The 25,471-nt window shown below is 62.2% G+C and carries 22 protein-coding genes and 2 pseudogenes; 11 read left to right on the top strand and 13 right to left on the bottom strand.

Annotation, left to right across the window (positions count from 1 at the left end; all coding sequences use genetic code 11):
* Positions 1-75: 75 nt before the first annotated feature.
* Positions 76-282 (bottom strand): co-regulatory protein PtrA N-terminal domain-containing protein, encoded by a 207-nt coding sequence (locus tag HNO86_RS11815; protein ID WP_059183363.1) that lies wholly within the window; start codon positions 280-282, stop codon positions 76-78.
* A gap of 237 nt (positions 283-519) precedes the next feature.
* Between HNO86_RS11815 and HNO86_RS11810 the strand changes: the two are divergent.
* From HNO86_RS11810 to HNO86_RS11785, 6 genes and pseudogenes are all read left to right on the top strand, one after another.
* Positions 520-881: pseudogene (locus HNO86_RS11810) on the top strand (transposase); the annotation flags it as partial.
* A gap of 73 nt (positions 882-954) precedes the next feature.
* Entirely contained in the window at positions 955-1,305 is a 351-nt protein-coding gene (locus HNO86_RS11805; protein WP_175377138.1) for a metalloregulator ArsR/SmtB family transcription factor, read from the top strand.
* 19 nt (positions 1,306-1,324) lie between these two features.
* Complete coding sequence (locus HNO86_RS11800) at positions 1,325-2,614, top strand: arsenic transporter (RefSeq protein ID WP_175377137.1); 1,290 nt, start codon at positions 1,325-1,327, stop codon at positions 2,612-2,614.
* Positions 2,615-2,624: 10 nt separating this feature from the next.
* The gene (locus HNO86_RS11795) at positions 2,625-3,095 is read left to right on the top strand and encodes an arsenate reductase ArsC (protein ID WP_175377136.1); all 471 of its coding nucleotides are present in this window, start codon (positions 2,625-2,627) and stop codon (positions 3,093-3,095) included.
* Positions 3,095-3,829, top strand: coding sequence for an arsenical resistance protein ArsH (gene arsH / locus HNO86_RS11790; protein WP_175377135.1), 735 nt, complete (start codon positions 3,095-3,097; stop codon positions 3,827-3,829). Before HNO86_RS11795 ends, arsH begins: the two co-directional genes overlap by 1 nt.
* Before the next feature lie 204 nt (positions 3,830-4,033).
* Positions 4,034-4,141: pseudogene (locus HNO86_RS11785) on the top strand (DNA-binding response regulator); the annotation flags it as partial.
* Between the two features lie 8 nt (positions 4,142-4,149).
* Here the strand turns inward: HNO86_RS11785 and HNO86_RS11780 are convergent.
* The 6 genes from HNO86_RS11780 to HNO86_RS11755 are packed head-to-tail and all read right to left on the bottom strand — an operon-like array spanning position 4,150 to position 14,318.
* Entirely contained in the window at positions 4,150-4,962 is an 813-nt protein-coding gene (locus HNO86_RS11780; protein ID WP_175377134.1) for a YfaP family protein, read from the bottom strand.
* Between the two features lie 3 nt (positions 4,963-4,965).
* Complete coding sequence (locus HNO86_RS11775) at positions 4,966-6,585, bottom strand: DUF2300 domain-containing protein (protein ID WP_175377133.1); 1,620 nt, start codon at positions 6,583-6,585, stop codon at positions 4,966-4,968.
* 1 nt (position 6,586) lies between these two features.
* Positions 6,587-11,146, bottom strand: a complete 4,560-nt coding sequence (locus HNO86_RS11770) for an alpha-2-macroglobulin (RefSeq protein ID WP_175377132.1) — start codon at positions 11,144-11,146, stop codon at positions 6,587-6,589.
* Complete coding sequence (locus HNO86_RS11765) at positions 11,143-11,769, bottom strand: DUF1175 domain-containing protein (protein ID WP_175377198.1); 627 nt, start codon at positions 11,767-11,769, stop codon at positions 11,143-11,145. The genes HNO86_RS11770 and HNO86_RS11765 overlap by 4 nt, the downstream gene beginning before the upstream one ends.
* An 8-nt stretch (positions 11,770-11,777) precedes the next feature.
* On the bottom strand, positions 11,778-13,490 hold the full coding sequence (locus tag HNO86_RS11760; RefSeq protein ID WP_175377131.1) for a DUF2138 domain-containing protein: 1,713 nt from the start codon (positions 13,488-13,490) through the stop codon (positions 11,778-11,780).
* 39 nt (positions 13,491-13,529) lie between these two features.
* Positions 13,530-14,318, bottom strand: a complete 789-nt coding sequence (locus tag HNO86_RS11755; RefSeq protein ID WP_175377130.1) for a YfaP family protein — start codon at positions 14,316-14,318, stop codon at positions 13,530-13,532.
* Positions 14,319-14,595: 277 nt separating this feature from the next.
* Between HNO86_RS11755 and HNO86_RS11750 the strand changes: the two genes are divergently transcribed.
* The 5 genes from HNO86_RS11750 (at position 14,596) to HNO86_RS11730 (ending at position 21,065) form a co-directional block, all read left to right on the top strand.
* Positions 14,596-15,732 carry a Fic family protein gene (locus HNO86_RS11750; RefSeq protein WP_175377129.1) on the top strand — a complete coding sequence of 379 codons (1,137 nt, stop codon included), beginning with the start codon at positions 14,596-14,598 and terminating at the stop codon, positions 15,730-15,732.
* 180 nt (positions 15,733-15,912) lie between these two features.
* Positions 15,913-16,155, top strand: a complete 243-nt coding sequence (locus HNO86_RS11745; RefSeq protein ID WP_007894317.1) for an exodeoxyribonuclease VII small subunit — start codon at positions 15,913-15,915, stop codon at positions 16,153-16,155.
* Complete coding sequence (ispA, locus tag HNO86_RS11740; protein WP_175377128.1) at positions 16,152-17,039, top strand: (2E,6E)-farnesyl diphosphate synthase; 888 nt, start codon at positions 16,152-16,154, stop codon at positions 17,037-17,039. Before HNO86_RS11745 ends, ispA begins: the two co-directional genes overlap by 4 nt.
* A 90-nt stretch (positions 17,040-17,129) precedes the next feature.
* Positions 17,130-19,028 carry a 1-deoxy-D-xylulose-5-phosphate synthase gene (gene dxs / locus HNO86_RS11735; RefSeq protein ID WP_175377127.1) on the top strand — a complete coding sequence of 633 codons (1,899 nt, stop codon included), beginning with the start codon at positions 17,130-17,132 and terminating at the stop codon, positions 19,026-19,028.
* A gap of 150 nt (positions 19,029-19,178) precedes the next feature.
* Complete coding sequence (locus HNO86_RS11730; RefSeq protein WP_175377126.1) at positions 19,179-21,065, top strand: TonB-dependent receptor domain-containing protein; 1,887 nt, start codon at positions 19,179-19,181, stop codon at positions 21,063-21,065.
* Between the two features lie 101 nt (positions 21,066-21,166).
* Here the strand turns inward: HNO86_RS11730 and HNO86_RS11725 are convergent, their stop codons facing one another.
* From HNO86_RS11725 to thiL, 6 genes are all read right to left on the bottom strand, one after another.
* On the bottom strand, positions 21,167-21,967 hold the full coding sequence (locus HNO86_RS11725; RefSeq protein ID WP_175377125.1) for a cobalamin-binding protein: 801 nt from the start codon (positions 21,965-21,967) through the stop codon (positions 21,167-21,169).
* Positions 21,967-22,386, bottom strand: coding sequence for an MFS transporter (locus HNO86_RS11720; RefSeq protein WP_175377124.1), 420 nt, complete (start codon positions 22,384-22,386; stop codon positions 21,967-21,969). Before HNO86_RS11720 ends, HNO86_RS11725 begins: the two co-directional genes overlap by 1 nt.
* Entirely contained in the window at positions 22,383-23,000 is a 618-nt protein-coding gene (gene ribA / locus HNO86_RS11715; RefSeq protein ID WP_044465292.1) for a GTP cyclohydrolase II, read from the bottom strand. The genes HNO86_RS11720 and ribA overlap by 4 nt, the downstream gene beginning before the upstream one ends.
* A 187-nt stretch (positions 23,001-23,187) precedes the next feature.
* Positions 23,188-23,925: an ABC transporter substrate-binding protein gene (locus tag HNO86_RS11710; RefSeq protein ID WP_175377123.1), complete on the bottom strand. Its 738-nt coding sequence runs from the start codon at positions 23,923-23,925 to the stop codon at positions 23,188-23,190.
* A gap of 52 nt (positions 23,926-23,977) precedes the next feature.
* On the bottom strand, positions 23,978-24,481 hold the full coding sequence (locus HNO86_RS11705) for a phosphatidylglycerophosphatase A (RefSeq protein WP_175377122.1): 504 nt from the start codon (positions 24,479-24,481) through the stop codon (positions 23,978-23,980).
* Positions 24,478-25,443, bottom strand: a complete 966-nt coding sequence (gene thiL / locus HNO86_RS11700; RefSeq protein WP_175377121.1) for a thiamine-phosphate kinase — start codon at positions 25,441-25,443, stop codon at positions 24,478-24,480. The genes HNO86_RS11705 and thiL overlap by 4 nt, the downstream gene beginning before the upstream one ends.
* Positions 25,444-25,471: the final 28 nt, after the last annotated feature.

Raw genomic sequence — 25,471 nt, 5'->3', positions numbered from 1 at the left:
AGCCACAGTGGGAGAAAGCGATTTGAAACTGCCACATAAAAGATTCCCGAGTGATTACATTTCTGTAAGCTCGGATCAGCAGTTCTCATGCTGCCCGTGTTTATGGCTTTGGCTTGCCATCGGCGCCTTGTCGGTCTTCTGCTGTGCGAGCTGATACGCCTCTGTGGCGGTTTGGCGGGCAGCCTCCATTTTCGCAAAGGTACGGTCGCCACCACCTTCAGCAAGAGCAAGGCCAGCCATTCCAAAAGTGATAACCATTACGAGTGCTTTGATCGAGTTCATCTGTTGTTCCTCGGCGGATTACTGTGCGGCCCATGGAGTTCAGGCTTAGGGCACATTAGCCAGGCTGCGCTTTCAGAAAGCTGAGCTCGGCATTACAGTTCCGTCAGCTTCATGCGGCCCTCAAAAAAACGGCGCCGTGTGGGCGCCGATAGACCAAAGGAGCAGCGGGGGAACGACCACTAATCCTGGGCTATGGGTGACACTCCTTGTCAGCCATCATCAACTTGTGTTCACGAACCATCTGCCGGCTTATTGGCTCACGTGATGGCGACCAAGTTCGCCGATCATCTTCCGCGGTACCAGCAGGAAAGATCTTTAGCCGTACCGACTTGGCTATCCCGTGCTCGACGCGGGCTCAGTGGGCCGGCCAAACCAGCGTACAACTGCAACCGTTGGTAGATGCACTGCGCGAGACGGTGCCGGCCCGGCGAGTCGTCCATGCCGATGAAATACCGGTGCAGATGCTGGCACCAAGTGAGACGAAATCGCACCGCGCGTATGCTTGGGGATATTGCACGACACCGCTCTTGGCATTTACGGCCGTGGTCTATGACTTCAGCCCCAGCCGTGCCGGCGAACGTGCGCGCACCTTCCTGGGTAAAAAGCTGCTTCCAATGGTGGAAACATATCTGTAAATTCGAATATACGTAAATTCGAATATTCAGGTTGACTATGTCCATTCAGCCCCACACCTTCTTCAAATGTCTCGGTGACGAAACCCGCGCCCGGATCATGCTCATGCTCGCTGCCGAGGGCGAGCTATGTGTCTGCGAACTGATCTGGGCGCTCGACGATCACCAACCAAAAGTCTCCCGACACCTTGCGCAGTTGCGTACCTGCGGGCTGCTGGAGGATCGCCGTCAGGGGCAGTGGATCTATTATCGCCTTCATCCAGAGCTGCCTCAGTGGGCAGTGGAGGTACTCCAAACAACGCTTGAGGCTAACCGTTCCTGGCTCGGCGATGACCAAGGTCGCCTTGCCTCAATGGAAGGTCGCCCGGTACGCCAGGTTTCCTGCTGCTAAGTGTTTCTGGAGAACTGACATGCTGCTGGCAGTTTCAATATTTCTGGTCACGCTGGTACTGGTGATCTGGCAACCTCGCGGGCTCGGCGTGGGCTGGAGTGCATCTGCCGGAGCGGTGCTCGCATTGATGACTGGCGTCATCGCGTTCGGCGATATCCCCGTTGTCTGGCATATCGTGTGGAACGCCACGGCAACGTTCATCGCGGTGATCATCATCAGCCTCCTGCTGGATGAAGCGGGCTTTTTCGAATGGGCAGCACTTCATATGGCCCGCTGGGGCCAAGGTAGCGGTGCTCGCCTGTTTGCGCTGATGGTGCTTCTTGGTGCAGCAGTCTCGGCACTGTTTGCGAATGATGGCGCAGCATTGATTTTGACTCCCATCGTGATCGCAATGCTGACATCGCTGCGCTTCAGTCCATCCGCAACTTTGGCATTCGTGATGGCTGCGGGGTTCATTGCCGACACTGCAAGCCTGCCGCTGATTGTCTCGAACCTCGTGAACATCGTCTCTGCGGACTTTTTCGATATCGGTTTTGCTCGGTACGCCTCGATCATGTGGCCAGTAAATCTGGTCAGTATCGTTGCGACCCTGGGCATGCTCTGGCTGTTCTATCGGAAGGAAGTGCCGTTGACGTACTCGCCCGATCAATTACGGCGACCAGAAGAGGCGATCAAAGATCGCCATACGTTCATTGCGGGCTGGTGGGTGTTACTACTTCTGCTGGTCGGTTTGTTCGCCCTTGAACCACTAGGCATCCCTGTCAGTGGTGTCGCCGCCGTATGCGCTCTGGTGCTGCTGATCATCGCCGCGAAGGGGCATGTGATCTCGACACGCAAAGTAATGTTCAACGCACCCTGGCAGGTTGTGCTGTTTTCGCTCGGCATGTATCTGGTGATCTACGGGCTTAAGAATGCCGGGCTGACTGAAGGACTCAGCTCACTGCTTGGCACCTTCGCCGACCATGGCCTGTGGGCTGCCACATTGGGCACCGGCTTCACTGCCGCGCTGCTGTCATCCGTGATGAACAACATGCCCAGCGTGCTGATCGGTGCCTTGTCGATTCAGGGAACTGGCGCCTCTGGGCTCACGCAGGAAGCGATGGTGTACGCCAATGTCATTGGCTGCGACCTTGGCCCAAAGATCACGCCCATCGGCAGTCTGGCAACGCTGCTGTGGCTGCATGTCCTGGCTCAGAAAAACATCCGCATCACTTGGGGTTACTACTTCAAGGTCGGCTGCGTACTCACCTTTCCCATTCTGCTTGCGACACTGGCAGCACTTGCCGTGCGCTTGAGCATCAGCGCGTAGGAGTTAGCTTATGAAGATCCTATTCATGTGTACGGCCAATAGCTGCCGCAGCGTCCTGTCAGAGGGGCTGTTCAACCATGTTGCCCCCGACGGATTCACAGCCATCAGTTCGGGCAGTTTCCCCAGCGGCAAAATCAACCCACGTGCTGTGAGCACTCTGCAAGGGTTGGGGATCGATACGTCTGGCCTGTACAGCAAAGGCTCGGAGGCTTTCGCAGACACGCCGCCCGATATCGTCATCACCGTATGCGACAAGGCAGGCGGCGAGCCTTGCCCGGTGTATTTCGGCCCGGCCATCAAAAGCCACTGGGGGCTGTCCGACCCGTCGGAGGTAGACGGCGCTGATGAGGATATTCAGGCCGCATTTGATGCGACGGTTGAACACATCAAGAGGCGATTTGCCGCGTTCTTCACCCTGGATATGAAAACGCTTCAAGGGGCTGATCTGAAGCAGGCCTTGGATCGAATCGGAGCATTGTGATGAGCGAATTTGATACGGACTCTACCGAGACTTTTCCTGCCCTTGATCTTTCGCTGATGGATCTCCCCAACACCGATAAACTGGGCCTGGCAGATGCTTCGAACGTCAAGCCACGAATCCTGCTTCTTTATGGCTCGACCAGAGAGCGGTCGTTCAGCAGACTGCTGACGCTGGAGGCAGCACGTTTGCTCCAACACATGGGGGCCGAGACAATGATCTTCGATCCATCAGGGCTACCCTTGCCAGATGACGCGCCAGTCGATCACCCTAAGGTGAAGGAGCTACGTGATCTGGTGCTGTGGTCAGACGGTCAGGTGTGGTGCTCCCCGGAACGTCACGGTGCGATGTCTGCGGTGTTCAAAGCGCAGATCGACTGGATTCCGTTAACCATGGGCGCAGTGAGGCCTACCCAAGGCAAAACGCTCGCAGTGATGCAGGTGTGCGGCGGCTCGCAGTCCTTCAACGCAGTGAACCAAATGCGTGTTCTGGGTCGGTGGATGCGCATGCTGACCATCCCGAATCAGTCGTCGGTGCCCAAAGCTTATTTGGAGTTCGATGACACCGACCGAATGAAGCCTTCGCCGTACTACGACCGTGTAGTCGACGTTATGGAAGAACTGGTGAAATTCACTCTGCTGGTTCGTGGCCGTGAAGACTATCTGGTTGATCGCTACTCGGAGCGAAAAGAAAGCGCGGAAGCTTTATCTGCCAGGATGAATCAACGCTCTATCTAGGCCGGTCACGCTCGGGTGGGAAGTCCGCCATTACACCATTCTCAAGGGCAATGTGTAATGTCTGGAAGACTACGCTGGGTTGAGCTTTTTTCGCCTTCACCAGAATCACTTCGTCTTTGTCGCGAAGCTACTGTATCCGCTTTAATGCCGATCGCACCCGCCCTCAGCAAAAAGCGGCCGACGACAGCAGCATAATGTAGCCACAAGGACGAACCGAAAACCGGTGCTGATTTACAACAGGGCCTTGCAGAGGCGGGATTCACTGTTGACCGGGTCCTCACGGGTACCGATGCCCTTCAACATGCACTGAGCATAAAGCCTCACGGATAACTAAACCCCTTAACCAACGTCAACTCCCCCACCGCCCGCATCGGCACCAGAAACGTCTCCATCTTTTCGCTCGGCGTCCCCTCTTCCGTAATCACCGTCACCTGCGCCGTAGTCAGCGGCTGCACCGCATCCTCCTGCCCTTCGTCATCACTGCGATACCCACCGCCGAAGTAATTCACATACACCAGGTACTGCCCCTTGATCGGCGCAGGCATGGCGAAGATTTCGGGGCCGTAGCCGGTGGTGACGTCGACGTCGAGGGCGGCGCCGTTGGGGGCGGTGCGGTCGCCGTACCAGATGTGGGCGCCGTCGGGGGTGATGAGGTGCAGGTCCAGGTCGGTGCCGTCGCTGTCCCAGGCCAGCAGGACGCGCAGTTTTGCCGGGGTTGCGCCGCCGCTGGTGTTGAGGAATTGCGTGCGGTGGCGTTGCTGACCGTCGGGGCTGCGGACTTCGACGCTGTTGCTGCCGTTGGGGAAGGAGAACGGGCGATCAAAGCGGCCGGCGGGGTCGACTTTCAGCGGCATGCTGACGCCATTGACGATCAGTCGGCCCGGATCGTTGCTCTTGGGCGTGGCCTTGATCTGGCCGCTGATGCGCGCGGTGTTGGCCTGGCCGGCAGGGGTGTTCACCGAGGAGGCCGGGTAGTTGACGGTCTGGCGGAAGCTTTCGCCCTCGCCTTCGGGCGCGCCGGTGCGCCAGCCGCCGACCGGGGTGTCGAGTTTGACGCCGTCTGCCGCCATCGCCGGCGAGAGTGCGGCAAACGTGCAGAGCAACAGCAAGACCTGTGGAAAACGAAGTGTCATGGGTTATTCCAGCAAAAGGTGGCGGGCGAGGCCTTCGATGTAGGTTTCGTCCTGGCCGTTGGGATGAGCTTCGAAAGCCAGGTGCAAATATTCGTGGGTCAGGTCGAGACGGTCCTGCAAGGACAGCACGCCACGCACGTAGATGCGCTGACGCTCGCGGTCGACATAGGGCCGGCCGAACGCCAGGCGGCAGACGGCGAAGGTGATGACTTCGTTGTAGCCGGTTTCGCTTTCGAGCCGGGGACGCCAGCCGCGCCGTTGCTTTTGCAGCCAGTCCTGTGCGGCGGGCAAGGCTTCGCAAGAGGCCACCGGATTGTCCCAACGACTCAGGCTTGCTCGCGGGTAAGCGTGCAAAAGGATGGCGTCGTAGCGCTGGCCGGCATTGGCCTGCTCGACGGCTTGCTGCCAGGACAGCTTGTCCGGGCCCGGTTGATCGGAGTGGTAAGTGACGTCGCTGCCCGCCAGCACCAGATCGCTGGTCCATGCCGCCACGTCGCGCGCCTCAACACTGGCCGGGCGCGGGGCCACACGCTGGCGCTGGCTGCTGTCGTCGATGCTCAGGCAGTCCCCATTGCGGGTGGCGTTTTGCAGAAGATAGGTGCGGATCGCCACGGCCAGGGCTTTGGCGGCTTCGGCAGGCTCTGGAGTGGCTTCGCGTTGCAGCACGCGGGCGACGTATTCCTCGCGATCCAGGCGGGCGACGAGTTTGTCCTTGAGCAGATACAGCTCACCGCCACTGTGGATATCGAGCTGATTGCCGTTGTCGAATTCGACGCGATAGTCACCACGCAATGGCCCCGAAGTCACCTGCTTACCACCCGAAAGCACCTGTTTGAGCGGATAGCGGGAAAACAGGCTGACCTCGACACATCGCCCCGCATCGACAGGCCATTGCACAGGCACGACCGTCGACAGAGCCTGTGCGTAATCACGCAAAACCCGCTGACTGGTGCCGCGACCACCCGCCCAGATCGGCGTGCCGTCCACGGTCCAGCCAGCGAAACCACCCTGGCGCGAGGCAGCGTCCTGATCTCCCAGCCAGCTCCAGGTCTTCACCCGCAAGCGGCTGCCGAGTTCGCCCACTACATTTCCATCGGCAGCGCTCAACACCACATCGAGCAGCACTCGCCGAGCCTGATCCTGCGCCGGCATCGTTGCCATCATGCGCAACAACTCCGCCACCGACACCCGTGTCGCCGGCTGCAACGAAGGCAAATACATCAGCCACTGCGGCGCCTGCCGCGCCTGCCAATACGCCTGCCAGTCCGCTGCAGAAATCCCCAGCCGCGACGGCTCGAAATACAACCCGCAGGACTTCACCAACGCCTGATCGCGCTCAATCTTGCCGCCCGCGGTGCAGCAATAGACTTCTTCCTTCGACTGCCCGCGACATTCATAAGCCGGCTCGCGGGCCCCGGTGTCCACCAGCCAGGCGTAGACGAACAGCTTCCACACGCTGCCCAGCGGTGCCTGCAAAGCGTCCGGCAACGGCTCGCGGGACAGCAGCTGCGTCCGGCTCAAGGACAGCAACTCGCCCTTGAAGGCCAGACGCAAGGGCTCGTCCTGCGCCATCGTCAGCGCAGGTATCAAACACAGCAAGCCGCAGACCAGCGCCCGAAACATGTCAGTGGACCGTCACCTGACCGAGCGCCGGTTTCTGCTCCTGGGCCTGATGTTGCGGCGCATACACCTGGGTGAAACGCACCGGCGGCAGGTTGAACTGGCCCTTCTGCGAGAAGCGCACCAGATGCCGCAGGCGCAATTCGCCGCTCAACGCATCCACCGGCACCGCATAAGCCAGTTGCCCCGGCTCGAAGCGGGCCTTTTCCAGGGCCGTCGGCTCGGTGCCCGCCTTGCCCATCAGCTTGATGCCCCAGGTGGTGCGCTCGACATCGGCGCCCGGTGGCAGCGGCACTTCCAGCAGGCCGTAGCGCAAGGGTCTGGCGGCCTTGCTGGTGAGGATCACTTCGTCCAGATACAGGCTGTCGCTGGACAGCGGCGTGGTGCCGACCGGTTCGAGCTTGAAGGTGAAGGCCTCGTCGCCCGGCACCAGGCGCGACAGGCGACGGGTGACGGTCACGGCCAGCGGATCAACCGATGGCTGGCGGGTCTGGAAGCTCAATGCGGCGCGCAACGGACGCTCCTGCGTGCCGCTCACCGACAACACCGAAGGCACCGGCGAAGCCCCCTGCCAGACCCAGTACATCTCGCCGCTGTCACCGTACTTTTTCTTCCAGCCTTCACCCGGCGCCAGTGCGATGGTCGGCGACGCTTGCTCGATGCTGCGCTGCAACCAGGTCAGCGCCAACGCGCGCTCCAGGGTCGATTGTTGCGGCAGCAGCCGTTGCAGCAATGCCGTCGCCCGGGCCTGATCGAAAGGCTGCAGCGACAGGCTCAATGCCTCGGCAAACGGCTGCGAGCTGACCGCCAGCCGCTGTTGCGCATCCGCCATTTGCCGATTGAACGCCTCCGGCACAGTCACCTTGGCCTCACGCGCCAGAGAAGCGGTCAGCACCCGTGCAGCGGCCAGACCGAGCGCCGAGTCCGGGTCAGCCATCACCAGGCTGCCTCCATCCGACTCCATCACGTTCGCGGCACTGCCCTCGCCGGCTTGCGCCAGATCGTCCATCAAGCCGCTGAGCAATGTGTTTACCGGCAACTGCATCTGCCGGGCGAACGACAGGATCAGCGCGCGCTGCAACAGCGGCGTGTTTTTCGCCTGCTTGGCGTAGACCTCCAGCACCCGCTGCCAATGCTCCGACGGCAGGTTCAGCTCCAGCACTTTGCTGGCGTGCCAGTCGGCGTAATAGGCGTAGGCGGTGAGGAACGCATCCGGCTCGCCGTCCATGCCCCACCAGGTGAAGCTCGCCGACGGCCCGGCCATCTGCACCAGGCGCAAGCGGCTGTTCTGCATGATCAGGCGCAAGCGATCGCGAATCTGCGGGTTCGTCGACAGCGCTGGATAGGCGATGCTCAGCGCCAGCAACTGGCTGGCGGTCTGTTCGACGCCGCCGTACGGGTAGCCCAGCAGGTCATCGAGCGCCGAGCGGAACAGCGCTTGCGGGCTGTCATCCAGGCGCAGGCGGATGTCAGTCGCGTCTGCCGGCAGGCTCAGCGGCGTGTCACCGCTGGCCACGTCCAGGCTTTGAGTTTGCGTGACTTGCCAGCCTTCGCCGGTTGCGATCAGGCGCACGGCCAGGGCATCCGCGGTCTTGCCGTCCTGCACGAGCTCGGCGGTCCATTCGCCCGAGGCCAGGGCAAACGCCGGCAGCGGGATGTAATTGATACCACTGTTGAGCGTCACGGGAATCCGCTGTTCGGCACCAGCGTAATGGGTCACCAGCTCCGCCTTGACCGGGCTTTCCGATTGGCTGAAGGCAAACACACCGAGGTCCGGTTTATCGCCCGCGCGGAATTTGCTCGGCCCGCTCCACTTCAGATACAGCGGTTTTTCCGAACGCACGAACTGCTTCTTCTGCCCGACCTGACCGTCATCGGCGATGGCACGGGCGGTGATGCGCCAGCGGCTCAGCGAGTCCGGCATCTTGAAGGTGAAGCGGGTTTTGCCATTGGCATCAGTCAGCAGCTCCGGCTGCCAGGTGGCGGTATCGACGTCTTCTCGACGCGGCCGCTCAAGCACCTTCACCCCACGCTCGCTGCGGTTGGCCTTGCCCGGTGCACCGGGGCTGCCCGGTAGCGCGACGTCGTAGCTGATGAACGACAAACTGGCGCTGGTGCGCACGTTGTTGCGCCGCGGGTGATAGAAGAACTGGTCGATGGTCGGCGCCACTTCCGGTTGCAGCGCGTAGACCATTTCGTCGACCACGCTGACCGTCAGATGCGCCGGCACCGGCTTGCCGGCGAACTGCGTAGTCAGGTCCACGGTCACCGTCTGGCCGGGTTGATAGGTATCCTTGTCGGTGGCGATAGCCACGTCGATCTGCGGCGTGATCACCTTGATCCCGGCATTCTGGAAGCTGTACTGACCGCCCTTGGTGTAGAGCACCGAGAACGTCAGGTTCGGCGTGAAGCTGTCTTTCACCGGGATACGCGCGCGGTACTGGGTGTCGCTGAGCTTTTCCATCTTCAGCCAGTCGCCGCCCTTGGACAGCAACGCCGTGGCTTCGACCTTGTCCCGCTCCAGCGACAGCAGCGCATCGCTGACCGGCTCAGGGAAGGTGATCAGCGCCAGCGCTTCATCGCCCGCCTTGTACTCGGGTTTGTCGAGGACGATTTCCACGGTGCCCGGCACCGCTTTCACGCCTTCGCCGGTGACCGAGTGCCCGGTCGCGCCAAGGGTTCGGCCGTGATCATCGCGCAGCGTCAGGTTGTAAGTGCCCGGGCGATCGAAGGCCAGGGTGAAGCCCTTGTCCCCGGCCGCCAGCTTGCCTTCGCCGGTGCTCTGGTCTTCCAGGCGCACCCAGCCGTAGCTGCTTGGCACGACCGCCTGGGCCTGCTCGTTTTCATTGGTGTAGCTGAAGACGACCTTGTCGCCCACCGCGCTGAAGCGCTGCGGCGCACTGAGGCGGAAGTTTGCGGCACCACGGTCGATGAGGATTTCCTTGGTGGTCTTGACCCGATACGCCGCGCCATCGCTGGCAAAGACCGTGAGCATGTAGCGGCTCGGCTTCTCTGCCGCCGGCAGGTCGAGGGTGGCGTTGCCCTTGGCGTCAGTGGTCAGTTCGGTGCTGGTCAGCTCCACCGGAAATTGCCCCAGATACTGCAGTTCGTTATCCACCATCGACAGTTGCTGAGCCCGCAGGCTCAGGCTCAACCTGGCGTTGGCCACCGGCTTGCCGTCCGGGTACAGCAGCACCAGATTGCCCTTCACCGGTTCGCCGGTGCGGTAGTCCTGCTTGGCCAGGTTCAGGGAAATCTCGAAGTGCGGCTTGATGTATTCGGCCACGCGGAAGGCACTGCTGTAGGCCTGATCCTTGTAGTTGAAACGCAGCTCGTAACCACCGGCCACCGCGTTGTCCGGCAACTGGAAACGGCCCTGGGTGCCGGCCTTGGCGTCGAACTTCAGGTCCAGGCTTTGCAGCGCCGTGCCCGTCGCATCCAGCACGGTCACGTTGACATCGGCCGCCGCCGGCTGCACCGAATCCCAGGCATTCTTGAACTCGCGACCGACGATTTTCAGCGACACCCAATCCCCCGGCCGATACAGCGGCCGGTCGGTGAAGGCATAGAGTTTGGTGTCGTAGATTTCGCTGTCGTAGTAGAAGTTTTCCGAGACGAACACCCCGCCCTCTTCGTCCTCGCCGATCACGAACGAACGCTCGGGGCTGACGTGTTTCAGGCGCAGCAAACCGTCGGCATCGGTGGCGCCACTGCTCATCACGCCCAGGCCATCGGTCCACAGCACATTGACCTTGGGCACCGAACTGCCTTCGTGTTTGCGCGCGGCCCACACCAGCAATTCATCACCGGCAATCTTGCTCACGGCCACGGTGTTGGACACGAAGACGATGGTGGTCGCACGGTACTTGCCGATCAGCGCTTCCACCAGATACAGGCCCGGTTTGAGCTGACCCAACGGGATATAGACGTTGCCCGGCGCGACGCTGACGAACTCACTGGAAGAACCGGCCAGGTTCACTCCCGGCGGCGGCTGTATCGGCTTGGCTTCCCACAACGGATAGCGGAACTGACTGACCACCGGCAGGCCCGGAATCAGTGCGAATTGCGGCTGTGCGTCATAGGGCGTTGGCGCGGCCATGGCCTCGCCCATCTTCAGTTCCGGGACTTCCTCGGTGACTTGTTTACGCGACTCGTAGGAAAACGCCCGCTGCATCACCCGACGGGATTTGCGATACCAGTTGTCCCACAGGTAGGCCAGGGTGTTGGACAGGCCCTCGCCCTTGAACTGGCCGTCGCTGACCACCCGGTGCAGGTTCTTCTGGCGCTTGAGGAAATCCAGCGGCTTGTCGATGCGATACACGCGGATGTCCGCGCCGCCGTAAGGCTCCATGCGGAACCGGCGGTAGTCGCGGCCGGGGGCTTCCAGGCGCACCATCGCCTGTTCGTCGCTGGCGAAACTGCTGTCGGCCAGCAGGAAAAAGCTCTCGCCGGCCACCGGCGCATAGCCGCTCGGCTCGACCGTGTCTTCGGCACGGCTCGCGGAAAACGGCAGCACCAGCAGCAACAACAGAGGCAGAAGACGCAACATGCGGGCACCGATCATTGGGAGAGAAAATTCAGTCGATAAACGCCGATGAAGTTGGGGTTGGCTGCATCGGGTATCCATCGGGTGTCCTTCCATGTCATGAGTTGTTGCAGGCTTGCCGAACGCATGCCGTTGTCTGTGGGAGTGGTGGTGCCGGTGTGATAGGCGATGTAGCGGCCCATCCAGATCATCAGGTGCTGGTCATCGCCCTGATCGAAAAACATCAGGTCGCCCGGACGGGCCTGGGTCACGTCACGGCCGACCAGATGGCTGTTGAACTGGATCAGCTTGATGGCGTTGACGTACGGCCCGACCTTGCCACCGCCCTGTTGCCACTGCTGGGCCAGGCCGCGCTGGGCATCGCTGAGTTGCAACTCCGGCGGCAAGTAGCGATTGGACAGGCCGTTGCTGCGCAGCCATTTGTCGTCATGGACTTTCAGCGCTTCGTTGGCGGCGAAACGCACCAGCCCCGCGCAATCCTGCTGATACCAGCGCGGGCTCGGGCCCTGGCTCAGTTGCTCCTGGGCGATGCGCACGAACCAGGCACGGAACACCTGGGATTGCTGCACATCCAGCGCCGGTGTTTCGCTGCCCAGGGCTTGTCCCGCCATCAACAGCGCGAGCAGGCCGAGGATTCGCATCGATTGGCTCACAGCGCTTTCCACGCCAGCGGCAGCCATTGCCAGTGGCCATCGGGCTCACTGCCTTCGGGCAGGGTCAGGGCGTATTTGCCGTAGCCGCCGAGGGTGCGCAGTTTCGGGATCAGGTAGGTTTGCGCGGCGTTGTAGAACACCGGCTCCATGTCCTGCGGCAGGCTGTCGAGGGTTTCCTGCTGCATCAGTTGCGCCATGGAGTCGGGGCCGAAATAGATCGGCATCAGCAGGTCCTTGGGCACCACGTCAGCCATGGGCGGGAAGCGTTTGTCGAGGGTGCCGAGGGCCTTGTCCACCAACTTGTCGTCGAGAGAAAACACCAGGGTCGAGCCGTGCCGCGCCAGGCTCACGCGCATGAACGCCTTGCCGCTGATCGCGTCGGGATTTTCGGCATTCTTGGCCTTGTAGGGGCCGAAGTTGGAGCTGACCTGGCGCTGCCATTGATGGCTCTGGCCTTCCTGCTTCTCCACCACGGGAAACGCGTGTTCGTCGACCTTGGCTTCGTAGGCACCCACCATCGAACCGAACAGCTGGCCCAGATCGCCATCGAGTTTTGCGCTGTCCTTGTCATTCAGGCTGGCCACCAGCAACGGCGTGTACAACCGCGAATCGGCGTACCAGCACAGGCCCGCCGCGCCGGCCATGTGTTCAGTCATCGCTTCGGCCGCCGACGCTTCGGCACCGAGTTTGACCAGCAAGGGTTGCTGTTGCTCGGCCGCCAGCGGCAAGGCCACGCAGGCGCTGGCGCCCATGGGCATGGCCTGCCAGATCGGCTTGAAATCGAAGTCCGGCTGGTTATCCAGCTCGTCCATGGCCAGGAAGCTGTGCCAGCCCTTGTCGTCCATGTCGAACCGCAGGCCGGCGAAATTCGGGATGAACCGCTGGTAACCCATGGCCAGCACACTGGCATTGACCGACAGCCGCTGCTTGACCTCCGGCGCCCGGGGTTGCAGGCCGAAGGCTTCGGGGAACAGTTTGTCGCCGTTGAGCAGTGCGGCGAGGGCCTGCGGTGAAACGCTGCCCGACGCCTGTGTCGCTCCGCTTTGCGGATCGTAGAACCTGGTCGGGTTCGACAGCACCACCAGTTTGTCGCCATGGGACGCAAACAGCAGCGCGCGGCCGGCGTTGTAGGTGAGCTGATAAAGCGCCACATCATCGGTGCCGACTTTCAGGTCGGCGATCTTGCTCAGCTGCGAATCATCCAGCGCCACTTTCGCCAGCGGCTCCAGCACCTTGGCCAGGCCGCCGCGATCCATCACCAGCAGGAAATCCCGCAGTCGCCCATCCGCTCCACGCCACAGGGCAATGTCGGCCGGCTGATCGAACAGTTGCTCGATCAACGTGTCCTGTAACTTCAGGTCATGTTCGTAAATGATTCGCCGCAGACTGCCGATCAAACCCAGGCGATCGGCGTGGGTTTCGTAATAGAAGACGAAATCCTCGGTCAGGGTTTCCTTGAGGAACGGCACCGTCAGCAGGTCTTTGGGCAATTGGCTCAGGGAGCGGGTTTCCAGCAAACCGTCGGGGCGGCTCATGCCGAGCTTTTCCGCCGCCAGCTGCGGCGCAGGCTCTTGGTGCTTTTGCATGAACCAGCCCATGCCGGCGGCCACGCCCGCGACCAGGCACAGCCCGACCACAATGACCGGCCAACGGCGAGAAGGTTTGACGCCTGGTGTTTGTGCGGCCGGGGCTGCAGTGTTTTCACTCATGTTCAAAAAGCTCGGCAGTTCATCCGTGAAGCGGGATGCTTAATAGTTGAAAGTCTTGACCAGCAGCAGATCGCCGATGGCGCGCAACGGCACGATGAAGGTCTCGCGTTTTTCGTCGACGGTGTTTTCGTTGAGCACCAGGTTGATTTGCGAGGTGATGACCTCGTTCTGGTTGCTGGCCTCATCGAAGTTATAGCCGCCGTTGCCGAAGTTGCCCCAATAGTTCACGTAAACCAGATAGGTGCCATGCAGCGGCGCGGTCATGGTGAACATCTCGGGACCGGGGCCATCGACGCCGTCCGGGTCCAGGCCACCGCCGTTGCTCATCGCCGGCCGCGCCCAGAACGCATGCTGGCCGTCGGGGGTGATGATGTGCAGGTCGAGTTCGGCTTTCGGGTCGTCCCAACCCAGCACCACACGGATTCGCGCCGGCGTGCGCAGGTTGTTGGCTTCATAGAATTGCACGCGCTTGAGCGACTGCCCTTCGGCGCTGCGAACCTCGACGCTGTTGGAGCCGGCGCCGAACGCATAGGGCCGGGCGAAACGCCCCTGCTCGTCGGTGTACAGGTTCAGCGGATTGCCGTTGACCGCCAGGGTGTGGGGCCCGCGTTGTGTGCCAAGGGCCTTGAGCTGGCCCTGGATCATCGTGCGATTGCGCTGCACGCCCCGGTCGATGGGCGGCGTGGGATAGGCCACCTGGGGATTTTCCGTGCGATCGAGCAACCCGTTGAAGCGCCAGCCACCCACCGGCTCCGACAACTCGGCCCCCGGCGCGGCCATGGCCGGCACACAAACCGAACCGATCAGCAGCAAAAGAAATGAACGCATGTGACGCCTCCTGCCATGCCTGACGAAACCTTGCGCCTGATCCTCGGCGCGTTACAGATCCCAATACTGCGTTTCGTCTGAAAGACCCGCGACTGACGGGTCATCAATGGCGCGAAGGGTAGTCATTCGAAAGTTTTTTAACAATCGCAAACGTCTGTAAGTGCGGGGGCAATCACGCTGGCGGGTAGACGGTGAGCCGATTAGGCGTCATATTCGGCTCATCAAATGAGCCGAATGGCCTTGTTATTCGGCTCACGCCCCGCAGAGCATTTCGCCCATGGCAACTGACTGGATCTGGCAACAACCCGACTGGCCGAACTTCACATGGCAGGCCGAACGCCTGGCGCCACTGCTGCGCCAATGTGTTCAGGCCCAGGGCCAGTTGATGGGGATGACCGGGTCAGTCGGCAACTCCCTGAGCGCGCAAAGCGAACTGGATGCGCTGCTACAGAACATCGTGACCTCCTCGGCGATCGAGGGAGAGCAATTGAATGTCGGTTCGGTGCGCTCCTCCCTGGCGCGGCGGCTGGGACTGGAATTGACCGATGGCGAAAGAGTCAGCCCACGCAGCGAGGGCCTGGCGCAGTTGCTGCTCGACGCCACCCGGCATTTCGCCGAACCTCTGACCCTCGAGCGGCTGCTGAGCTGGCATGAATGGCTGTTTCCTGATCAGCACACGGACTTCGCGGCCCGTTCGATACGGGTGGGAGCCCTGCGCGGCGATGAGCCGATGCAAGTGGTTTCGGGGCGACTCGACCGGCCGACCATCCATTTCGAGGCGCCGCCCCGTCCAGGACTCGAACAGCAACTGACTACGTTTCTTGACTGGTTTGCCGCCAGCCGGAATCAGCCCGACCTCGATCCACTGCTCAGGGCGGGCATCGCCCATTTCTGGTTCGTCACGCTGCACCCTTTCGACGACGGCAATGGTCGACTCACACGCACCATCACTGACCTGGCACTGGCACAGGGCGAGGCCCAGGCGATCCGTTTCCATGCCATGTCGGCGAGCATCCTCGACGATCGCGCAGGCTACTACCGGGTCTTGGAAAGCAGCCAGAAGGCCACGCTGGATATCAGCCAGTGGCTGGAGTGGTTTCTGCAAACCCTGTTGCGCAGCCTGCAGCAGGCCATGCTGCGCATCGAATCGGTGCTGGGCAAGACGCGTTTCTGGCAGGCGCACCGGGAATCGGCGCTGACGGCGGAGCAGACCAAGGTGCTCAATCGCTTGCTCGATGGCGGCGAACGGGGATTCGAAGGCGGGATCAGCGCGGCGCAGTATCAGGCGGTGGCCAAGGTGTCCAAGGCCACCGCGACCCGGCATCTGGCCGAATTGCTGGAAAAGGGTTGCCTGAAGCGCTTGCCGGGTGGCGGCCGCAGCACTCGCTATGAAATCCGCTATCCCGAAGCGTAACGCGATCCCCTGCAGGAGCTGCCGAAGGCTGCGATCTTTTGATTTTTCAAAGGCAAGATCAAAAGATCGCAGCCTTCGGCAGCTCCTACGGGGTGAATGGCTTTGCGGCCCGCTCATTTGCCCATAAACCCCCTATCTGCTAGTGTCGCGCCGGTTTAACGTCTACCGGAAATAGCCGCCATGGCCCGCAAAAAAGCTGCACTGGATTTCGAACAGTCCCTCGCTGACCTGCAAACGCTGGTGGAGCGTCTGGAGAATGGTGAATTGTCGCTGGAAGACTCGCTGACCGCTTTCGAGCAGGGCATCGGGCTGACTCGCGATTGCCAGGCGGCGCTGGCCCAGGCCGAGCAGAAGGTGCAGGTGCTGCTCGAGCGTGATGGCGAGTTGGCCGAGGAACCCTTCGACGCGGATCAACCAGAATGATTGCAGCGTACTCGGCAGCCAGCCAGGCCCGCGTCAATGCGGCCCTGGAGACCCTCTTCACCGCGCCCAGCCCTGAGCTGGCGCGTCTTTACGAAGCCATGCACTACAGCGTGATGAACGGTGGCAAGCGTGTGCGTCCACTGCTGGCCTACGCCGCGTGCGAAGCGCTGGGCGGCAAGGCCGAGCAAGCCAATGGCGCGGCCTGTGCGGTGGAGTTGATCCACGCCTACTCGCTGGTGCACGACGACCTGCCGGCCATGGACGACGACGATCTGCGTCGCGGCCAGCCGACCACCCACAAGAAATTCGATGAAGCCTGCGCGATTCTCGCCGGCGACGGACTGCAGAGCATGGCCTTCAGCGCCCTGCTCGACCCGCGCTTGAGCGACGCCGACGCGCAGATTCGCCTCGAAATGGTCAGCGCCCTGGCCCAGGCCGCGGGCCCGGCGGGCATGGTCGGTGGCCAGGCCATCGACCTCGGTTCGGTGGGCCTCAAGCTCGACCAGAAAGCCCTCGAATACATGCATCGGCACAAGACCGGTGCGCTGATCGAAGTCAGCGTCAAGCTCGGCGCCCTGGCCAGTGGCCGCGCTGAGAAGGATGAACTCAAGTCCCTGAAGACATATGCGCTGGCCATTGGTCTGGCGTTCCAGGTGCAGGACGACATTCTCGACGTCGAAAGCGATACCGCCACCCTGGGCAAACGCCAGGGCGCCGACATCGCGCGCGACAAGCCGACCTACCCGGCGCTGCTGGGTCTGGACGCCGCCAAGGCCTACGCCCTGGAGCTGCGCGATCAGGCCCTGCATGCGCTGCGACCGTTTGACGCGGCCGCCGAGCCCCTGCGCGATCTGGCCCGCTACATCGTCTCGCGCCGCAACTAAGGCGTATTCGCCAAAAAAGACCAACGCGTGGGCAGGGGCCGATGCATCAGGTAAACTGCCGCATCTTTTATACCTATAACGATTCGCCTGATGCCCACGACGTTTCATGAGATTCCCCGCAAGCGCCCGACCACGCCCCTGCTGGACCGCGCGAACACGCCGGACGGCCTGCGCCGGTTAGGCGAAGCCGAGCTGGAAACCCTGGCCGATGAGTTGCGCCTGGAATTGCTCTACACGGTCGGTCAGACCGGTGGGCATTTCGGTGCCGGCCTGGGCGTGATCGAGCTGACCATCGCGTTGCACTACGTTTTCGACACCCCGGACGACCGGCTGGTGTGGGACGTGGGGCATCAGGCCTACCCGCACAAGATCCTCACCGATCGCCGCGCGCGTATGGGCACCCTGCGCCAGAAAGACGGCATCGCCGCTTTCCCGCGCCGCTCCGAGAGCGAGTACGACACCTTTGGCGTCGGCCACTCCAGCACCTCGATCAGCGCCGCGCTGGGCATGGCCATTGCCGCCCGCCTGCAGAACAGCGATCGCAAGGCCATCGCGGTGATCGGCGACGGCGCCCTGACCGCGGGCATGGCGTTCGAAGCGCTGAACCATGCGCCGGAAGTGGACGCCAACATGCTGGTGATCCTCAACGACAACGACATGTCGATCTCGCGCAACGTCGGCGGCCTGTCGAACTATCTGGCGAAAATCCTTTCCAGCCGCACCTACGCGAGCATGCGCGAAGGCAGCAAGAAAGTGCTGTCGCGTCTGCCCGGCGCCTGGGAAATCGCCCGTCGCACCGAAGAATACGCAAAAGGCATGCTGGTCCCCGGCACGCTGTTCGAAGAGCTGGGCTGGAACTACATCGGCCCGATCGACGGCCATGACCTGCCGACCCTGATCGCCACCCTGCGTAACATGCGCGACCTCAAAGGCCCGCAGTTCCTGCACGTGGTCACCAAGAAAGGCAAAGGCTTCGCACCGGCGGAAGTCGATCCGATCGGTTACCACGCCATCACCAAGCTCGAACCCCTGAACGCTCCGGCCGCCGCGCCGAAAAAAGCCAGCGGCCCGAAATACTCCGGCGTGTTCGGCGAATGGCTGTGCGACATGGCGGCGGTCGATCCGCGCCTGGTCGGCATCACCCCGGCGATGAAGGAAGGCTCCGACCTGGTGGCCTTCAGCGAGCGCTATCCTTCGCGCTACTTCGACGTGGCGATTGCCGAGCAACACGCCGTGACCCTCGCCGCCGGCATGGCCTGCGAAGGCGCAAAACCGGTGGTGGCGATCTACTCGACCTTCCTGCAGCGGGGCTACGACCAGCTGATCCACGACGTGGCGGTGCAGAACCTCGACGTGCTGTTCGCCATTGACCGTGCCGGTCTGGTGGGCGAAGACGGCCCGACCCACGCCGGCAGCTTCGACCTGTCGTTCCTGCGCTGCATCCCCGGCATGCTGGTGATGACCCCGAGCGACGAGAACGAACTGCGCAAGATGCTCACCACCGGCCACCTCTACGAAGGCCCGGCGGCGGTGCGCTACCCGCGCGGCAACGGCCCGAACGCCACCATCGAGAAAGACCTCGAACCGATCGAAATCGGCAAGGGCGTGATTCGCCGCCAGGGCAGCAAAGTCGCCCTGCTGGTGTTCGGTGTGCAACTGGCCGAGGCGCTGAAAGTCGCCGAGACGCTGGATGCGACCGTGGTCGACATGCGTTTCGTCAAACCCCTGGACGAAGCGCTGGTACGCGAAATCGCCGCCGGTCACGAGCTGCTGGTGACCATCGAAGAGAACGCGATCATGGGCGGCGCCGGTAGCGCGGTCAGCGAGTTCCTGGCGCGGGAGAACATCCTCAAGTCGATGCTGAACCTGGGCCTGCCGGACATCTACGTCGAGCACGCCAAGCCTGCGCAAATGCTGGCGGAATGCGGGCTGGATGAGGCCGGGATCGAGGCTTCGATCCGTCAGCGCCTGCAATTGCTGAACCGGTAAACCCGATCCCCATGCAGGAGCTGCCGAAGGCTGCGATCTATTGATCCTGACCTTCGGCAGCTTCAAGTCTGAACAATCAAAATCAAAAGATCGCAGCCTTCGGCAGCTCCTGCATTGGGGTTGTGTTGTGGCTGAAATCTCGGATCTTCCATGAAACTCTCCCCCCTCGCCCTGACGCTGACCCTTCTGCCGTCGGGCCCGCTGCTGGCCGACAGCTTCGAACGCGATCAGGCCCTGAAACTGCCGGATGTGCTGATCAGCGCCAATCGCCAGGTCGAGGCGCGCAACGACAGCAGTGCCGCCAATACCGTGTTCACCCGCGAAGACATCGACCGTCTGCAACCGAACAGCGTCACCGATCTGCTGCGCCGGGTGCCGGGAGTGCAGGTGGCGCAAACCGGCGGGCGCGGCAGTCTGCCGGGCGTCTACATTCGCGGTACGCAATCGGCGCAAAGCCTGGTGCTGGTGGACGGCCAGCGCATTGGCACCTCCAGTTCCGGTGACAGCAACCTGCAGCACATCAACATCGAACAGGTCGAGCGCGTGGAAGTGCTGCGCGGCTCGCGTTCGGCGATTTACGGCAGCGATGCCATCGGCGGCGTGATCCAGATTTTCACCCGTCGTGGCGGCGAGCCGGGGTTGCGACCGCAACTGCACGTCGGCATGGGCAGCAATCAGACCTGGGAGCGCAGCCTCGGTTTGTCCGGGGGCGATGCGCAGACCCGTTTCAACCTCGGTGCCAGCCTCGATGAAACCGCCGGGATCGATCGCACCCACCAGTCCTATCCCAGCGATGGCGACCACGACGCCTATCGCAACCAGTCATTCAGCCTGAGCCTGAGCCATGCCCGGAACGAGGACATCGAAATCGGCGCCAACGTGCTGGATAACCGCGGCAAAAGCGAATTCGACAACCCGTTCGGCCGCTTCGACCTGACCACGTTCGAGTCGGTCCAGCAGCAGCCCTACAGCGAATTCGACGTGAGCAGCGTCAGCAGCTACGTGGACGCGCGAGTGAATGAGGTCTGGAAAAGCCGCGTCGAATTCGGCCACAGCGAAAACCGCGAAAAGACCCTCGACAAGCTCAGCGACGAACGCAGCGTGTTCAACACCTATCGCGATTCGGTGAGCTGGCAGAACGACCTGACCCTCAACGAACGCAACAGCCTGATCCTCGGCGGCGACTGGTACGAAGATCGGCTCAACAGCAGCACGGACTTCGACGAAAACAGCCGCTGGAACCGCGCGGCGTTCGTTCAGCATCGCTATCACACCGACAGTTTCTCCACCGAACTGGGTCTGCGCCGCGACCAGAACCAGCAATTCGGCGGGCACAACAGCTGGAGCGGCACCTTCACCCTGCCGCTAAACCCTGACAATGATCTGCTGCTGACCTACAGCGAAGGCTTCCGCGCACCGACCTTCAACGACCTGTATTACCCGGACTTCAGCAACCCGGACCTCAAGCCCGAAACCTCGAAGAGCTATGAACTGCAATGGCGCAGCCAGCTGACCGAAGACAGCCGCCTGGAGGCATCGCTGTACCGGACCGATCTGGAAGACGCGATCATCTTCGGCAGCAACTCACGCCCGGAAAACGTCGCGTCGGCGCGGATCAACGGTTTCGAGGCGGCGCTGAAGCAGGAGCTGTTCGGCTGGCAGAGCAACCTGGGCGTGGCGATCATCGACCCGCGCGACCGCGACACCGGCCATACCCTCGCCCGCCGTGCGCGACGTACCTTGAGCCTGGATCTGGACCGGCAGTTTGATCGCCTGGGGCTGGGCGCCAGCTGGCAGGCGGTGAGCGGCAGCTATGACGACCTGAACAACGAGCATTCGCTGGGTGGCTATGGGTTGCTGGGATTGCGCAGCAGCTGGGCGCTCAATCGCGAGATCAGGCTGGAGATGAAGGTGGATAACCTGCTGGACAAGGATTACAGCCGGGTGTTGTACAGCCATGAGGGGAGTCAGTACGGGTATCGCGAGGAAGGTCGGGCCTGGATCTTTGGTGTGACCTGGACACCCGATATCCGCTGAAATCACCTGTAGGAGCTGCCGAAGGCTGCGATCTTTTGATCTTCAAAAACAAAATCAAAAGATCGCAGCCTTCGGCAGCTCCTACAGGGGTTTGTGGATACTCAACGATCGGGCTGGATCAGGTGGCAGAGTTTGGCGGTCGCCTCGACCATCTGCCCACTCGGCCGCTCCAGGCCTTTGTCGGTGACCAACAGCAACTGCTTGTGAACCACCGCATCGACTTGCGGCCAGGCCTTCCAGGCATCCAGCTGAGCCTGATCTCCCGCCAATATCACTTCGGGATTACGCAACAATACCGCCTCCACACTCACCTGCGGCGCTGGCAATGTCAGATCGGCAAACAGGTTGCGCACACCACAGACATCCAGCGCATCACTGATGATCTGCCCACCACCAACGGTGTACAGCGGCCGGTCCCATACCTGATAAAAGCCGCGCAACGGCTGCTCCCGCCGATAACGCTGACGCAGCTCCGCCAGCCGTCGACGCAAATCCCCCACCAATGCCGTCCCACGTTCAGATCGCCCGAGCCGCGCGGCGATGGCTTCGATCTGTACGGTGAGTTCGGCGAAGTTGTGCGGTTCGGCGACGAAGATGGGAATGTTCAGGCGCTTGAGCTGTTCGCGCTGGGCCGGACCGACGCTGCCGGGCCAGAGCAACAGCAGATCGGGCTTCAGGCTGAGCAGCCGCTCCATGTCCAACTGACCGTAGCGGCCAACGGAGGGCAGGTTCTTCAGTTCAGAGGGACGTTCGCCGGCATCCAGAACCCCCACCAGCAGATCGGCGGAGCCCAGTTCGACGACGATTTCCGAGAGTGACGGTGCAAGGCTGACCACCCGCTCGACTGCCATTGCCGACCCGCTTGAGGCCAGCAGCAGACAGGCCAGCCAGAAAGAACGCATCAAGCCAGCTGGCGCGGGATACGGTAGAGGTAAAACAGCACGGCGGTCGACAGCGCCAGCAGCATCAACGGCACGGCTTCAAGACCGACGAACACCGCCAGTGCACCGATCCACGCCGGCAGGCTGGCGGCGAGGAATGCCATGCGCCGCTTGGCCGCGAGGCTGATCCAGGCCGCGGGTTCTTCCGGGGTGTCGAGGGCTTTTTGCGTGGCGATCAAGGCGTGCTTGTAGCGACCGAAGAACTTCAGGCTGACAAACATCGAGGCCACGCCGGCGATGAAAAACGGCATCGCCAGCACGGGCAGGATCGCCTCGCCCTCACCGAACACGCCATTGATCACGAACAGCGGCAATAGCGCCAGCGCGAAGTATTGCCACCAGTTGACGGACAGTCGCCGCCGCACCTGACCTCGGGTCACGCGCGGTCTACCTCGCCCTGGTGCTCGTTGCCCATCATGTGGTCGAGCTTGCTGGCCTTGGTCGCCAGGTAGAGTTTGTTGTGCGGATTGTGACCGGTGTGCAGCGGCACGCGCTCGGCCACCACGATACCCATGTCGGTCAAGGCTTTGACCTTGCGTGGGTTGTTGGTCATCAGGCGCAGGGATTTCACGCCCAGGTGCTCCAGCATCGGCAGGCACATGGCGTAATCACGCTGGTCGGCGGCAAAGCCCAGGCGCTCGTTGGCTTCAACGGTGTCGGCACCGCCGTCCTGCAGCTCGTAGGCGCGGATCTTGTTCAGAAGACCAATGCCGCGGCCTTCCTGACGCAAGTACAGCAGCACGCCACGGCCTTCGCGGGCGATGGCCTGCAGCGCGGCTTCCAGTTGCGAGCCGCAGTCGCAACGCTGGCTGAACAGGGCGTCGCCCGTCAGGCACTCGGAATGCAACCGGCCGAGTACCGGGGCACCGTCGGCGATCTCACCCAGGCTCAGCACAACGTGCTCGCGGCCGGTGGCTTCATCGAGAAAGCCGTGCATGGTGAATTGCGCAAAAGGCGTTGGCAGCTTGGAAGCGGCGACAAAAACGACAGGCACCGGTGTGCTCCTGATCTAAGAAGACTGAAGATTCGCAGGCCGGCATTGTAACAGCACGTTCCAACCGACGCTTAGGCTGAATTATCGAGCATAACCATCAAAAAGTTTGATATGGCCTGCCCAAACCCTCTGTGGGAGCGAGCAGGCTCGCTCCCACAGAGGTCAAAGGCGAGTTACCGGGCCAGACTCAGTTTTTGTCGAATGGATAAGGCTGTTTCCAACGCTCGAAAATCGGCTTCAGCTCGCCGCTTTTCACCAGTTTTTCCATGCGCTCATCGAACAGGGCCATCAGCGCGCGGGCCTGGGGGGTCTTGCTGAAACACAGGTAGAGCGGCAGTTCTGCAATGTGGGTGCGACGGAACTGTGAGGGATCCTTGGCGCGATTGAGGACGAAATCCACCTCGGTGAGTGCATCGATGTAGTAGTCGACGCGCTTGTAGGTGAGCATCGAAATGATGCCGGTGCGGCGGACCACTTCATCGTAGTGGCGGATGTTGGGCAGGTAATCCTGGTAATCGTAGCCGCGGACCCAGGCCAGTCGGTAATCACCCAGGGTTTCCGGGGTCGGCACCGGGCTACTGGCCAGGCCCAGGGCGTAGATGTGATCGGTATCGAAATTCCAGTGCGGGTAGAGCAGCGCTTCAGACTCGTCGCGGTAGGAGCCGACACAGGCATCCACTTCGCCACGCTCGGCCAGGCCGATGGAGCGCAGATAAGGTTCGCTGCGGATATCCAGCTGGACGCCCGCCGGCTCGAAGACCTTGCGCAGCACGTCCCAACCCAGGCCCTGGCCATTGGCGGCGGTGTAGTCTTCCCAATCCTCGCTGGCCAGGTGAATCACCGACGGCGTGGTTGCGGCCTCCTCCGCCTGGGCGAATGAGCAAAACAAGGTCAGCACCAACACCATCAACCCGCGTAGAGCCATCCTTGATTCTCCCAGTCAAGTTCTCCCGGTAATCGCCTGTTAACCTCTCCAGTCAGGCGAACATCCACACCAACCCTTGCATGGCCAACCAGGCAAACACACCGGCCAATACGTCATCGAGCATGATCCCGACGCCGCCGTGCACATGCCGGTCTACCCAGCGTATCGGCCAGGGCTTGAGAATATCGAAGAAGCGGAACACCAGGAAACCCGCCAACAGCCACTGCCAGCCTTCCGGCACCAGCCACAGGGTGATCCACATCCCGACCATCTCGTCCCAGACGATGCCTTCGTGGTCGTGCACACGCAAATCGTCGGCCACCTTGCCGCACAGCCAGAAGCCGAACAGCATGGTGATGCCCAACATCAGCCAGTAGCCCCAATCGGGCAACATTTGCCATAACGGGATAAAGGGTAGCGCAACTAACGACCCCCAGGTGCCCGGTGCCTTTGGCAAGGTGCCCGAGCCGAAGCCGAACGCCAGGAAATGCCATGGATTGCGCCAGACCGACGGCGGTACGAATTCCGCCGGGACCTGCTTGGGATGGTCTGTCACGGTGTCTCCCGAAAATGTTGATAACCCCGGATTTGCGGGGTGATGTCTTGTCCGTCGGCATCCAGCAGGGTCACGCCCTGCCCGCTCACTACACGTCCGACCACATGGACTGGCCATCCATCGGCCAGCATCGCAGGCAACTCGACGGACGGTAGGGTGAAGGCCAAAACGTAATCGTCGCCGCCACTGAGCGCGGCGTTCTGCGCGCCCGTTTCACCGAGAAAGGCCCGCAGCGCCGCCGACATCGGCAGGCGCTCGAGCTCGACTTGCAGGCCGACGTTCGACGCCAGGGCAATGTGCCCGCAATCGGCGAGCAGGCCGTCGGAGATATCCATCGCTGACGTCGCCTTGCCCCGCAGCGCCCGACCCAATGTCAGTTGCGGTTGCGGCGACCAGTAGTGCGCCAGCAGCGGTTCGGCGATGGCCGCCTCGGCAGTACGCTGGCCAAGCACCAGCGGCAACGCCCCGGCCGCATTGCCCAGGTCACCTCCCACACACAGTAGGTCACCGGGTTGCGCGCCGCTGCGGGTCAGGGCCTGGCCGGCCGGCACACGACCGAACACGGTCATGGTCAGGCTCAACGGCCCGCGCGTGGTATCGCCGCCCACCAGGGCCACGCCGCAGCTCTGCGCCATCTGGTTCAAACCGCGGGCATAGGCTTGCAGCCAGTCGGAGGTCACCGACGGCAAGGTCAGGGCAAGGGTAAAGGCAATGGGGGTGGCGCCCATGGCGGCCAAGTCGCTGACCGCAACAGCCAGCGAGCGCTGACCGAGCAGAAACGGGTCGCAGGGGTCTGCGAAATGTACACCGGCCACGAGGGTGTCGGTGGAAATCGCCAACTGCTCCCCGGGAGGAACAGCCAGCAGGGCGCAGTCATCGCCGATCCCGAGGGCAACGCCTTCGCCGCCTTGCGCACAGGGCGCGGCGGCGAAGAAATTACGGATCAGCTCAAACTCGCCCATGGACTGGTGTCGACACTCCAAGCGCCTG

Source organism: Pseudomonas sp. C1C7, assembly GCF_013359595.1.
In the GTDB taxonomy this organism is placed as follows: domain Bacteria; phylum Pseudomonadota; class Gammaproteobacteria; order Pseudomonadales; family Pseudomonadaceae; genus Aquipseudomonas.
Note: the sequence above shows the minus strand (reverse complement) of the source record. Positions and strands in the feature narration are given on the sequence as shown.